Source organism: Microtetraspora fusca (assembly GCF_001570365.1).
Taxonomy (GTDB): Bacteria; Actinomycetota; Actinomycetes; order Streptosporangiales; family Streptosporangiaceae; genus Microtetraspora; species Microtetraspora fusca.
In genome coordinates this window covers 129,100-141,302 of the sequence record NZ_BBYK01000040.1, presented here as the reverse complement: position 1 = coordinate 141,302, position 12,203 = coordinate 129,100, and the positions used below count along the sequence as shown (strand labels likewise).

Sequence of the window (12,203 nt, the reverse complement as noted above, 5' to 3'; positions counted from 1 at the left end):
CAGCCGGGCGCTCTCGTGGTGTGCGGCCAGTACGCGGAGTGCGGGACTTTCGGTCAGGCCCGGTTCCTCGGCGTGAGGGGGAGCCGGGTCCCGGCGATCGCGTAGCTCTCGCGGCTGCCGGGAAAGGCGAACTCCGTCATGAGGTCGACGAAGCCGATGTCCCGATAGAGCCGCCGCGCCACGGTCGGGGCGTCGTGCGTCGAGAGCACGGCCGTACGCTCCGGCCGGCCCTCGCAGATGGTGTGGATCAGCCGGCGGCCGATGCCCCTGCCCTGGTGGCCGGGGAGGACGTGGATCTCCGCGATTTCCAGCGCGTCGCCGAACCACTCCTCGGTGGCCGCGCCGCCGGACTGGTCTGTCAGGGATCTCGCCACGATGTCGTGCCACCATTGCCCCGGCATCCCGTGAAATCCATAAGCAAAGCCAATGATTTCCGGAGTTTCCGCGACAACGCAGACGAAATCTGGATATGTCGCGTGATTGCGCATGATGCCGAGACGGCCGGAGAGCTGGTCGGGGGGCGGTCGCATGGCGGCCGTATAGATGGCGAGGACCGTGTCGAGCACCCCGACGAACTCGTCGGGACCGATCCGCCGCAGCTCGATCATCGCGCATCCCGGGCGCAGGCCCCGCCCCTCCGGGCGAGGGGAGCGCCCTCGCCGCCGTACCTGTCCGGTCCAAGGGGCTCAGGGGATTCCGCGATGGCCAATGCACGTCTGCTTTCTGGTCGGGAACCCGGCGGGGAGCACCGTGTCCGCGCCGGAAGGAATCGGGACCGCCGCGATTCGGACCGCCTTTCTGCGAACCGCGCGCCGACCTCGGCGGGAAGGCCGGGCGCTGTTTCCCCCGGCTTTCAGCCGCGGAAGGACGCCGATTTCCGCACATTAGCAAAGCCGTTTCCCGCGCCGCCGCCCGGCGAGAACTCCGCTGATGGGCCGCGTGGCGGCGGCGCCCACGGCGGGCGTTCCCGGCGTACGGCGGCGCGTGGATCGCCCGCGGTGGGTCTGCTCTCTCCGGTGGAAGAGCGGAATACCCGGAATGCGGGGGCGCGGTCAGGGGAGTGGCCGCTGTCGGCGTCGTCCGCGGTGCTCCGGGTTCAGACCGGGGAGCGCGTCACTCCACCTCGGCCGCGGTGCCGCCGGTGATCCTTATCAGCTCGTCGAACGAGGTGGGGAAGACCGTGTGCGGGTGGCCGGCCGCGGCCCAGACGACCTCGTGCTTGCCCAGCCAGGTGTCCACCAGCGTGCGTACGGGGGCCGGATGGCCCACCGGCGCCACGCCTCCGATCGCCTGCCCGGTGTGAAGGCGTACGAACTCCGGCGAGGCACGCCGTACCTTGGCGGCGCCCACAAGTCCCGCGATCAGCTCCGTGTTCACCCGGTGCGCGCCGCTGGTGAGGACCAGGAGCGGCTCACCGTCCGCGTCGAAGATCAGGCTGTTGGCGATCGCCCCCACCTCGCAGCCGAGTCGCTCGGCGGCGGCCGCGGCGGTCGGCACGGATTCGGGAAAAACCACGACATCGCCCTCGACGTCGTGGGAACGCAGGACCTCTGTCACGCGGGCGACGTTCGGATGCAACTTTTCGAGCATCAGGCAACTCTAATCAGGTGGACAGGCCATGGGCCACGCATTACGGCCCCATGGTGACTACACGGGATTATCGGTTCCGTGGGTTAATGTCCATTGATCCAACACTGGGAGACAACTGAAAGGGTTGGTCCGAATGGGGGCTCGACGGTGGACTGCCGCCGCGACGCTCGTCGCGGTGGGGGCCGTGACGGTCGCGGGCTGCGGCATGGCTGGAGCAGGAGAGGCGAGAACGGACGCCACACGGCTGCGGCCGGCCGCAGCCACCGCGCCGATCCGCATGGAGCCCACGCGCGTGACGCCGGTCGCGGCGACGACCGGCGCCGGGGTGAGCGCGGCCTCCGCGGGGTTCGCGCCGTTCACCGCGCCCGGCCGTACGCTCAAGCCCGGCTCCAAGGGAACCGAGGTCAAGGCGTTGCAGGCGCGGCTGAAGGAACTCGGCTACGTGCCCGGCCCGCTCGACGGCAAGTACGGCGGGACCACCCAGATGGCGGTGTGGGCGTTCCAGAAGGTCCAGGGCATCGCGCCGACGAGCACGGTGGCGAGCCGCACCTGGCGTGCGCTGGAGAACCCCAAGGCGCCCAAGGTCCTGGTGCCGCGCGGCAAGCCGGACCGGGTCGAGGTCAACCTCACCCAGCAGATCATGGTGCTGTACTCCGGCGGTGAGGTGAAGCTCATCTCGCACGTCTCCTCCGGAAGCGGGATCCCGTACACGGAGTACGCCATGTGGAACGGCAAGCGGACGAAGTTCACCGGGAGCGCCAGGACGCCGACGGGCGACTACAAGACGACCTGGCGCCGAAGCGGCTGGCACCGGTCCTACCTGGGGCAGCTTTACAACCCGATCTTCTTCAACGGCGGCATCGCCCTCCACGGCGCGCTGTCCGTGCCGCTCTACCCCGCGTCCCACGGGTGCGTGCGGTTGCCGATGAACGTGGCCGAGATCCTGCCCGGAATGCTCGGGACCGGCGTTCCCGTCCACGTGCGGGGGAAGTTCGTCCGCTGACGCGCGGTCCTGCTCGTCCAGGCCGATCACCGGGCCCGGGGCGTTTCGCTCCGGGCCCGCGTCATGCTCCGGATCGCGCGCTGCCCGGGAAGCCGCGCCGGGCTTCAATCTTCGAAGAGTGCTCCGGTCGCACTGACGACGATCGCCCGCTCTCGAAACCCCTTGCCGGTAGGGCTTTCCGCGTTTCCGGTGGTCAGCGATCGTTCCGCGACCGCATGATCAATCGAACCCATGTTCGCCATGATGCTTGACAGTGAACCTGGTCGAATTTATGTTCGAGGCGGTGAGTGCGGGACTCGCGGCTCGCACTCACCCCGTTGGATGCCGTGCCTTCGTCGTCGGCGGAGACGAGCGCGGTGCGGTCCACGGCGTTGGCCGGACGGGGAGAGGGGAAGCTCCTCGTCCGGCCGCCGTGACAGATTGTCGGTGCCGTCTGCAAGGGTGATCTCACCGGCGAGCAGCGCCGGAAGCCACGACTCAAGGAGGCGGGCGTGACTGGACAGGTCGATGACCGCAGGAGCGGGCCCAAAATCCCCCAGGCCGTTCTGGCGCATCTCGCGGACGCCCGTGCCTGCCTGGCGGACGCTCTCGGCGGCTCCACGCCGGCGGACAGGTACGTGTCGGCCCATCTCGCGGCGCTCAAGGCGGCGGCGGCCGTGCTGGCCGCTCGTCCCCGTCCCATGGACGGCCGGCGGCGTCGGCTGCGCAGCGCATGGGAGCTGCTGCCCGAGGCCGAGCCCAAGCTGGCGGATTGGGCCGCGTTCTTCGCGGTGAGCGCCACCAAGCGCGCGGCGGCGGAGGCGGGGATGACCCGCGTGGTCAGTCAGCGCGACGCCGAGGAGCTCGTCGCCGAGGCGGACAGGTTCGTCGGCGAGATCGAGGCTCTTCTCGGGGTGCCGGGTCAGTCGGCCCTGCCCATGGCGGGATGAGCGGCCGCTGTCGGGCGTGAGCCCGGAACGGTCAGAACGGCGTGCCTCTTATGACGGCGTCGGTTCTCTCATGGTCAGGGCCCCGAGCGGCCGGACCGGGCGGCTCGGGGCCCCGTAACGATCGCGCGTGTTCAGAACGGGACGACGGCGTCGCCGGTCAGAAGGACTCCACGGCCCGGCGGGCCTCCGCGTCCAGCACGCCCCAGCTGATGAACTCCTCGGTCAGCTCCACCGGCGACTTGTCATAGATGACCGCAAGCGAGCGCAGGTCCTCCTGGCGGATCGACAGCACCTTGCCGTTGTAGTCACCACGCTGGCTCTGGATGGTCGCGGCGTACCTGGCGAGCGGGCCCGCCTTGTCCTTCGGAAGCTGCGAGAGCCGCTCCAGGTCGATGACAAGCTTCGGCGCGGGTGCCAGCGGGCTGGGAGCGGCACCTCCGGGAAGCAGCTCAGACACCGGAACACCGTAGAATTCGGCAAGCTCGGCCAGCTTCTGCACGGTCACCGCGCGGTCGCCGCGCTCATAGGAGCCGACCACGACGGCCTTCCACCGGCCACGGGACTTCTCTTCTACCCCGTGCAGGGAGAGCCCCTGCTGGGTGCGGATCGCGCGCAGTCGCGCGCCGAGCGACTTGGCGTAGTCAGACGGCATCGTGTGGCCCCCGGCTCTCTATGTCTGTTCTCAACTTGATTCTCCTTCCTTGACCCGTATGCACAGAACACCGGGGCGGGCGCCTGAGACAGGCACCTTCGGTGACCGCTGCGTCGGGTTTTACCCAGGAAGGTCATGTGTTGCGGTTACGCACAGTGACGGTAAAGCCGCCACTCGCAAAGGTCAAGCTGATTGGAAAAAAGAGCGCCAAACAGTGTTCTCCCCTCAATCCCCCCATCCGAGACTGCCTCGGGTTTCGGGGGAGTGACGCCCAGAGCGAACGGCGGGCCTCTTCGCCGCCATCGCCGCTGGCAGGAGGGGGTGACCCCGTCGGGCGCGTCGGAAGCGGACTGGTAGCCTGGGGCCGCCAGACACCCTTTAAGCCCCGTCCTGTGAGGCGGGAAAGGTGGTGATATCTCCATGTCCGATGCCCGAAATCAGGCCCGAGCGGTCCTTGAGGGCCCCGACATCCACCGGGCGTTGACCCGAATCGCGCACGAGATCCTCGAACGCACCAAGGGTGCGGAGAAGGTCGTGCTGCTCGGCATCCCGACCCGCGGCGCGACGCTCGCGTTCCGGATCGCGGAGCGCATCTCCCAGTTCGAAGGTGTGAAGGTGCCCGTCGGCACCATCGACATCACGATGTACCGCGACGACCTCCGGCTGCGTCCCGCGCGCCCCCTCGGTCGTACGGACCTTCCCGCCGAGGGCGTGGACGGCAGGACGGTCGTCCTCGTCGACGACGTGCTCTTCTCCGGCCGGACCGTCCGCGCGGCGCTCGACGCGCTCAACGACGTGGGCCGCCCGCGGGCCGTCCAGCTCGCCACCCTGGTCGACCGGGGCCACCGCGAACTGCCCATCCGAGCCGACTACGTCGGCAAGAACCTGCCGACCTCCAAGAGCGAGAAGGTGAAGGTCTACCTCGAGGAGATCGACGGACGCGACGCCGTACTGCTCATCAAGGGAGACGACCGGCCCGACGCCGGCGAGACGAACGGGGAGCGGTGAGCACGATGAAGCGGCATCTGATCTCCGCGGGGGACCTGACCCGCGACGACGCCCTGCTCGTCCTGGACACGGCCGAGGAGCTGGCCCGGGTCTCCGAGCGCTCCATCAAGAAGCTGCCGACGCTGCGGGGCCGCACGGTGGTCAACCTCTTCTACGAGGACTCCACCCGGACCCGCATCTCGTTCGAGGCCGCGGCCAAGCGCCTGTCCGCCGACGTCATCAACTTCTCGGCCAAGGGGTCGAGCGTGTCGAAGGGCGAGTCGCTCAAGGACACCGCGCTGACCCTCGAGGCCATGGGCGCGGACGCGGTCGTCATCAGGCACGCCGCCTCCGGCGCCCCGCACCGCCTCGCCAACTGGGTGCGCGGCAGCGTGGTCAACGCCGGCGACGGCACCCATGAGCACCCCACGCAGGCGCTTCTCGACGCGTTCAGCATGCGGCGCAGGATGGGCCGCGTCGAAGGGCTCAAGGTCGCCATCGTGGGCGACGTCCTGCACAGCCGGGTCGCCCGGTCGAACGTCCTGCTGCTGCACGCGCTCGGCGCCGAGGTGACCCTGGTCGCCCCGCCGACCCTGCTGCCCGTGGCCGTGGACACCTGGCCCTGCCAGGTCTCCTACGACCTGGACGCGGTGCTGCCGAAGTCCGACGTCGTCATGATGCTCCGGGTGCAGCTCGAGCGGATGAACGCCGCCTACTTCCCGTCCGCCCGGGAGTACAGCCGCCGCTACGGGCTGGACCGCGAACGCTTCGCCCGCCTGCACGACGACGCCATCGTCATGCACCCCGGCCCGATGAACCGCGGCATGGAGATCTCCGCCGAGGTCGCCGACTCGCCCCGCTCGACGATCGTGGAGCAGGTGGCGAACGGCGTGACCGTCCGCATGGCCGTTCTCTATCTGCTGCTGAGCGGGTCCGAGCCCGCGATCGGGGGAGACCTGTGACCACCATTCTGATCAAGAACGCCCGCGTCCTCGGTGGGGACCCGTGCGACATCCTCATCAGGGACGGCGTCATCGCCGAGGTCGGCGCGGCCGCCGGCAAGTCGGGCAAGGCCGAGACGATCGACGCGACCGGCCTGGTCGCGCTGCCCGGCCTGGTCGACCTGCACACGCACCTGCGCGAGCCCGGCCGTGAGGACGCCGAGACTGTCCAGACGGGCACCCAGGCCGCCGCGCGCGGCGGGTTCACCGCCGTCCACGCCATGGCCAACACCTCGCCGGTCGCCGACACCGCGGGCGTCGTCGAGCAGGTCTGGCGGCTCGGCCAGGAGTACGGCCACTGCGACGTCCAGCCGGTCGGCGCCGTGACGTCGGGCCTGGAGGGCAGGCAGCTCGCCGAACTGGGCGCCATGGCCGACTCCGCCGCCCGGGTCCGGGTCTTCTCCGACGACGGAAAGTGCGTCTCCGACGCCGTCCTGATGCGCCGGGCGCTCGAGTACGTCAAGGCGTTCGACGGCGTCGTCGCCCAGCACGCCCAGGAGCCGCGGCTGACCGAGGGCGCCCAGGTCAACGAGGGCGAGATCTCCGGCAGGCTCGGCCTGACCGGGTGGCCGGCCGTCGCCGAAGAGGCGATCATCGCCCGCGACTGCCTGCTGGCCGCGCACGTCGGCTCCCGGCTGCACGTGTGCCACGTCTCCACCGCGGGATCGGTCGAGATCATCCGCTGGGCCAAGTCGAAGGGCTGGGACGTCACCGCCGAGGTGACCCCGCACCACCTGCTGCTCACCGACGCGTGCGTGGAGCGTTCCCCGGTGGGGCCGTACAACCCGATCTACAAGGTGAACCCGCCGCTGCGCACGAACGAGGACGTCCTCGCGCTGCGCGAGGCGCTCGCGGACGGGACGATCGACTGCGTCGCCACCGACCACGCCCCGCACCCGGTCGAGGACAAGGAGACCGAGTGGGCCGCGGCCGCCATGGGCATGATCGGGCTGGAGACGGCCCTGTCCGTGGTCCAGGAGGCCATGGTCGAGACCGGCCTGCTCGACTGGGCCGGCGTCGCCGACCGCATGTCGTACCGGCCGGCCAGGATCGGCAGGCTGAGCGGCCACGGCAGCCCGCTGGAGGCCGGCGCGGCCGCCAACATCACGCTTTGCGACCCCTCGGTCCGTACGGCGGTGGATCCGGCGGCGATGGCGTCAAAGAGCCGCAACACGCCGTACGAGGGGATGACGCTTCCTGGCCGGGTCGTGGCCACGTTGCTGCGCGGCCGCCCGACCGTTCTCGAAGGGAAGCTGGTGTGACGATGAGTGAGGAGAGCGAGACCGTGAACACGGCACTGCTCGTGCTGGAGGACGGCAGGGTCTTCGAGGGGACGGCCTTCGGAGCCGTCGGCGAGACGTTCGGCGAGATGGTCTTCAACACCGGGATGACCGGGTACCAGGAGACGCTGACCGACCCGTCGTACCACCGGCAGATCGTGGCGATGACCGCGCCGCACATCGGCAACACCGGCGTGAACGAGGAGGACCCGGAGTCGGGCCGGATCTGGGTGTCGGGCTACGTGGTGCGCGAGCCCTCGCGGGTCCGGTCGAACTGGCGGTCCACCAAGAGCCTGGACGAGTACCTGCGTGATCAGGGCGTGGTGGGGATCGCCATGGCGGGGACGCGGGCGTTGACCCGTCACCTGCGCGAGCGCGGCGCGATGCGGGCCGGGGTGTTCTCCGGCGCGGCGCTGGCCGGCACCGGCGCGGACCCGGCGCGAGTCGACATCGACGAGCTGGTGGAGCGGGTACGGCGTTCGCCCGGTATGGAGGGCGCCGACCTGGCCCGCGAGGTCTCCACGGCCGAGCCGTACGTGGTGAAGGCCGTGGGCGAGAAGCGGTTCACGGTCGCGGCGGTCGACCTGGGGATCAAGGCGATGACGCCGGAGCGGATGGCCGAGCGGGGCTGTGAGGTGCACGTGCTGCCCGCGACCGCGACCGCGGCGGACATCCTCGCGATCGAGCCGGACGGCGTGTTCTTCTCCAACGGCCCCGGCGACCCGGCCACCGCCGACTTCGCCGTCGAGGCGCTGCGCGGCGTGCTGGACGCGGGCCGGCCGTTCTTCGGCATCTGCTTCGGCAACCAGATCCTCGGCCGCGCGCTGGGGCTGGGCACCTACAAGCTCCGGTACGGCCACCGGGGCGTCAACCAGCCGGTCCAGGACCGCAGGACCGGCAAGGTGGAGATCTCGGCGCACAACCACGGCTTCGCCGTCCAGGCCCCGCTCGACGGGCCGTTCGACACGCCGTACGGGCGGGCCGAGGTGAGCCACGTGAACTTGAACGACGGCTGCGTGGAGGGGCTGCGGCTGCTCGACTACCCGGGCTTCAGCGTGCAGTACCACCCGGAGGCCGCGGCCGGGCCGCACGACGCCGCATACCTCTTCGACGAGTTCTGCGAGCTGATGGGGCGGGCGAACGGCGGCCGGCCGGAGACGACGAGCGAAACGGGGGAGAAGGGTGCCTAAGCGCACGGACATCAGGTCGATCATGGTGATCGGCTCGGGGCCGATCGTGATCGGGCAGGCGTGCGAGTTCGACTACTCCGGCACCCAGGCCTGCCGCGTGCTGCGGGCGGAGGGGTTCCGGGTCATCCTGGTCAACAGCAACCCCGCCACGATCATGACCGACCCCGAGTTCGCCGACGCCACCTACGTCGAGCCGATCACTCCGGACATCGTCGAGAAGATCATCGCCAAGGAGCGGCCGGACGCGCTGCTGCCCACCCTGGGCGGGCAGACCGCGCTCAACACCGCGGTGGCCCTGCACGAGGCCGGCGTCCTGGACCGGTACGGGGTGGAGCTGATCGGCGCGAACTTCGACGCGATCCAGGCCGGGGAGAACCGGGAGCGGTTCAAGGAGATCGTCGCCAAGGTCGCCGCCGAGCGCGGCCTGAACGCCGAGTCCGCCCGCAGCGTCATCTGCCACTCGATCGAGGACTGCCTGGCCGCCGTCGACGAGCTGGGCTATCCGCTGGTGGTGCGGCCCTCGTTCACCATGGGCGGGGCCGGATCGGGGTTCGCCTACGACGAGGCCGACCTGCTGCGGATCGCCGGCGCCGGTCTGGACGCCTCTCCGACCACCGAGGTGCTCCTGGAGGAGTCCATCCTCGGCTGGAAGGAGTACGAGCTGGAGGTCATGCGCGACCGCGCGGACAACGTGGTGATCGTGTGCTCCATCGAGAACATCGACCCGATGGGCGTGCACACCGGTGACAGCGTGACCGTGGCGCCGGCGATGACGCTGACCGACCGCGAGTACCAGAACATGCGGGACGTGGCGATCGCGGTGATCCGCGAGGTCGGGGTGGACACCGGCGGCTGCAACATCCAGTTCGCGGTCAACCCGGACACGGGCCGGATGATCGTGATCGAGATGAACCCGCGAGTGTCGCGCTCGTCTGCTTTGGCGTCGAAGGCGACCGGGTTCCCGATCGCGAAGATCGCGGCCAAGCTCGCGATCGGCTACACGCTGGACGAGATCCCCAACGACATCACCCGTGAGACCCCGGCGTCGTTCGAGCCGTCGCTCGACTATGTCGTGGTGAAGGTGCCGCGCTTCGCGTTCGAGAAGTTCGCGGGCGCGGACCAGACGCTGACCACGCACATGAAGTCGGTCGGCGAGGCCATGGCCATCGGCCGCTCCTTCCCCGAGGCGCTGCAGAAGGCGCTGCGGTCGCTGGAGAAGAAGGGCTCGTCGTTCTCCTGGGTCGGCGAGCCGGGCGACCTGCGGGAGCTGCTGGAGGCGTGCCGGACGCCGCACGACGGCAGGCTGCGCACGATGCAGCAGGCCATCCGCGCCGGCGCCACCCTGGAGGAGCTGTTCGAGGCGACCAAGGTCGACCCGTGGTTCCTCGACCAGCTGTACGGCATCGACGAGACGGCCCGCTCGATCACCGGGCTGGACCGGCCGACCCTGATGACCGCCAAGCGGTACGGCTTCAGCGACGCGCAGATCGCCGAGATCCTCGGGGTCGCCGAGTCGCGCGTACGCGAGGCGCGTCACGAGTCCGGCGTGCGTCCCGTCTACAACACCGTGGACACCTGCGCCGCCGAGTTCGCCGCCAAGACGCCCTACCTCTACTCCACCTACGACGAGGAGACCGAGGTCCCGGCCGGGGACCGGCCCAAGGTGATCATCCTGGGCAGCGGGCCGAACCGGATCGGGCAGGGCATCGAGTTCGACTACGCGTGCGTCCACGCCTCGTTCGAGCTGGCCAAGGCCGGTTACGAGACGGTGATGGTCAACTGCAACCCCGAGACCGTCTCGACCGACTACGACACGTCCGACCGCCTGTACTTCGAGCCGCTGACGCTCGAGGACGTGCTGGAGGTCGTGCACGCGGAGCAGGAGAGCGGCCCGGTCGCCGGGGTCATCGTCCAGCTCGGCGGTCAGACGCCGCTCGGCCTGGCCCAGGCGCTCAAGGACGCCGGGGTGCCGGTGGTCGGCACGTCGCCGGAGTCGATCCACCTCGCGGAGGAGCGCGGCGCGTTCGGCCGTGTGCTCGCCGAGGCGAACCTGCCGGCTCCCAAGCACGGCACCGCGCTGAGTGTCGCGGAGGCGCAGTCGATCGCCGCCGAGATCGGCTACCCGGTCCTGGTCCGGCCGTCGTACGTGCTGGGCGGGGCGGGGATGGCGATCGTCTACGACGACGACACCCTGGCCTCCTACATGGCCAGCGCCGTCCAGGCGTCGGACAACCCGGTGCTGATCGACAAGTTCCTCGACGACGCGATCGAGATCGACGTGGACGCCCTGTTCGACGGCGAGGAGCTGTATCTGGGCGGCGTGATGGAGCACATCGAGGAGGCCGGCATCCACTCCGGCGACTCGGCCTGCGCGCTGCCGCCGATCACGCTGGGCGGGTTCGACATCAAGCGGATCCGCGCCGCAACCGAGGGGATCGCCCGCGGGGTGGGCGTGCGCGGGCTGCTGAACGTGCAGTACGCGATGGCCGCCGGGGTCCTGTACGTGCTGGAGGCCAACCCGCGCGCCAGCCGGACGGTGCCGTTCGTGTCCAAGGCGACCGCGGTGCCGCTGGCCAAGGCCGCCGCCCGGGTCATGCTCGGCGCCACCATCGCCGAGCTGCGCGCCGAGGGGATGCTGCCCGCCTCCGGTGATGGGGGGACCCTGCCGCTGGACGCGCCGATCGCGGTGAAGGAGGCGGTGCTGCCGTTCAACCGCTTCCGGGGTGTGGACACGGTGCTGGGGCCGGAGATGCGCTCGACCGGTGAGGTGATGGGCATCGACGAGTTCTTCGGCACCGCCTACGCCAAGTCCCAGGCCGCCGCGTACGGGGATCTGCCGACCAAGGGCCGGGCCTTCGTGTCGGTGGCGAACAAGGACAAGCGGTCGGTGATCTTCCCGGTCAAGGCGCTGGCGGACCTGGGGTTTGAGATCCTGGCGACCGAGGGGACGGCGGAGGTGCTGCGCCGTAACGGTGTCCGTGCCAAGATCGTGCGCAAGCACAGTGACGGGACCGGTCCCGATGGTGAGCCGACGATCGTGCGGCGGATTCTGGACGGGGAGGTGGATCTGATCGTGAACTCGCCGTATGGGAGCCCGGGGCAGTCCGGGCCGCGGCTGGACGGGTATGAGATCCGCACCGCCGCCGTCCTGCGCGGCATCGCCTGCATCACCACCGTTCAGGGACTCGCCGCCGCCGTTCAGGGCATCCAGCACATCGTCCGCGGCGACGTGGGCGTACGGTCGCTCCAGGAGCATGCCAGGAGGCTGAGGGACTGAGCGAACGGAGTGGCCCGCGAGGCACGAGCGGTCCGCGGAGTGAGCGAGGGAGCGAGGCCGACCATGAGTGCGAGGCTGAGGGACTGAGCGAACGGAGTGGGCCGCGAGGGCGATGCAGGAGGCGCGCCTCCTGCACGACGCGGGGTCCGCGGAGTGAGCGAGGGAGCGAGGCCGACCATGCGTGCGAGGCTGAGGGACTGAGCGAACGGAGTGGCCCGCGGGTACGGTGCCGGGGAGGCGCTCCCGGCGCCGCGTGGAGCGAGGCCGGCCGTCGGCATGTGGCTGTGGGACTGA

General features: G+C 70.2%; 11 protein-coding genes. 7 read left to right on the top strand and 4 right to left on the bottom strand.

Going from position 1 to position 12,203, the window contains the following annotated elements; translation table 11 throughout:
* Positions 1-53: 53 nt before the first annotated feature.
* On the bottom strand, positions 54-608 hold the full coding sequence (locus AWQ68_RS06045) for a GNAT family N-acetyltransferase (RefSeq protein ID WP_066935978.1): 555 nt from the start codon (positions 606-608) through the stop codon (positions 54-56).
* A 505-nt stretch (positions 609-1,113) separates the two neighbouring features.
* Positions 1,114-1,590: a YbaK/EbsC family protein gene (locus tag AWQ68_RS06040; protein ID WP_066935975.1), complete on the bottom strand. Its 477-nt coding sequence runs from the start codon at positions 1,588-1,590 to the stop codon at positions 1,114-1,116.
* 133 nt (positions 1,591-1,723) lie between these two features.
* On the opposite strand from AWQ68_RS06040, the gene AWQ68_RS06035 reads away from it, so the two are divergent.
* Positions 1,724-2,593 (top strand): L,D-transpeptidase family protein, encoded by an 870-nt coding sequence (locus AWQ68_RS06035; protein WP_084463691.1) that lies wholly within the window; start codon positions 1,724-1,726, stop codon positions 2,591-2,593.
* A gap of 104 nt (positions 2,594-2,697) precedes the next feature.
* Here AWQ68_RS06035 and AWQ68_RS45625 read toward each other — a convergent pair whose 3' ends face one another.
* Positions 2,698-2,826, bottom strand: coding sequence for a hypothetical protein (locus tag AWQ68_RS45625; RefSeq protein WP_281217594.1), 129 nt, complete (start codon positions 2,824-2,826; stop codon positions 2,698-2,700).
* A 258-nt stretch (positions 2,827-3,084) separates the two neighbouring features.
* On the opposite strand from AWQ68_RS45625, the gene AWQ68_RS06030 reads away from it, so the two are divergent.
* Positions 3,085-3,522 (top strand): SAV_6107 family HEPN domain-containing protein, encoded by a 438-nt coding sequence (locus AWQ68_RS06030; protein WP_066935972.1) that lies wholly within the window; start codon positions 3,085-3,087, stop codon positions 3,520-3,522.
* Between the two features lie 157 nt (positions 3,523-3,679).
* Here the strand turns inward: AWQ68_RS06030 and bldD are convergent, their stop codons facing one another.
* Positions 3,680-4,174, bottom strand: a complete 495-nt coding sequence (gene bldD / locus AWQ68_RS06025) for a transcriptional regulator BldD (RefSeq protein WP_061256674.1) — start codon at positions 4,172-4,174, stop codon at positions 3,680-3,682.
* Positions 4,175-4,594: 420 nt separating this feature from the next.
* Here bldD and pyrR point away from each other — a divergent pair, with 420 nt between their 5' ends.
* From pyrR to carB, 5 genes are read left to right on the top strand one after another with little or no spacing between them, the layout of a single operon-like run.
* Positions 4,595-5,182 carry a bifunctional pyr operon transcriptional regulator/uracil phosphoribosyltransferase PyrR gene (pyrR, locus tag AWQ68_RS06020; RefSeq protein ID WP_066935969.1) on the top strand — a complete coding sequence of 196 codons (588 nt, stop codon included), beginning with the start codon at positions 4,595-4,597 and terminating at the stop codon, positions 5,180-5,182.
* Positions 5,183-5,187: 5 nt separating this feature from the next.
* Positions 5,188-6,123, top strand: a complete 936-nt coding sequence (locus AWQ68_RS06015; protein ID WP_066936626.1) for an aspartate carbamoyltransferase catalytic subunit — start codon at positions 5,188-5,190, stop codon at positions 6,121-6,123.
* The gene (locus AWQ68_RS06010) at positions 6,120-7,424 is read left to right on the top strand and encodes a dihydroorotase (protein ID WP_066935966.1); all 1,305 of its coding nucleotides are present in this window, start codon (positions 6,120-6,122) and stop codon (positions 7,422-7,424) included. Before AWQ68_RS06015 ends, AWQ68_RS06010 begins: the two co-directional genes overlap by 4 nt.
* Before the next feature lie 2 nt (positions 7,425-7,426).
* Positions 7,427-8,632 carry a glutamine-hydrolyzing carbamoyl-phosphate synthase small subunit gene (gene carA, locus AWQ68_RS06005; RefSeq protein WP_066935963.1) on the top strand — a complete coding sequence of 402 codons (1,206 nt, stop codon included), beginning with the start codon at positions 7,427-7,429 and terminating at the stop codon, positions 8,630-8,632.
* Positions 8,625-11,909 carry a carbamoyl-phosphate synthase large subunit gene (carB, locus tag AWQ68_RS06000; RefSeq protein WP_066935960.1) on the top strand — a complete coding sequence of 1,095 codons (3,285 nt, stop codon included), beginning with the start codon at positions 8,625-8,627 and terminating at the stop codon, positions 11,907-11,909. Before carA ends, carB begins: the two co-directional genes overlap by 8 nt.
* Positions 11,910-12,203: the final 294 nt, after the last annotated feature.

Excerpts from the sequence above, each read along its gene's own strand:
- AWQ68_RS06045 (WP_066935978.1), bottom strand. The coding sequence starts at position 608 with ATGATCGAGCTGCGGCGGATCGGTCCCGACGAGTTCGTCGGGGTGCTC.
- AWQ68_RS06040 (WP_066935975.1), bottom strand. The coding sequence starts at position 1,590 with ATGCTCGAAAAGTTGCATCCGAACGTCGCCCGCGTGACAGAGGTCCTG.
- AWQ68_RS06035 (WP_084463691.1), top strand. The coding sequence starts at position 1,724 with ATGGGGGCTCGACGGTGGACTGCCGCCGCGACGCTCGTCGCGGTGGGG.
- AWQ68_RS45625 (WP_281217594.1), bottom strand. The coding sequence starts at position 2,826 with ATGGGTTCGATTGATCATGCGGTCGCGGAACGATCGCTGACCACCGGA.
- bldD (WP_061256674.1), bottom strand. The coding sequence starts at position 4,174 with ATGCCGTCTGACTACGCCAAGTCGCTCGGCGCGCGACTGCGCGCGATC.
- pyrR (WP_066935969.1), top strand. The coding sequence starts at position 4,595 with ATGTCCGATGCCCGAAATCAGGCCCGAGCGGTCCTTGAGGGCCCCGAC.
- AWQ68_RS06015 (WP_066936626.1), top strand. The coding sequence starts at position 5,188 with ATGAAGCGGCATCTGATCTCCGCGGGGGACCTGACCCGCGACGACGCC.
- carA (WP_066935963.1), top strand. The coding sequence starts at position 7,427 with ATGAGTGAGGAGAGCGAGACCGTGAACACGGCACTGCTCGTGCTGGAG.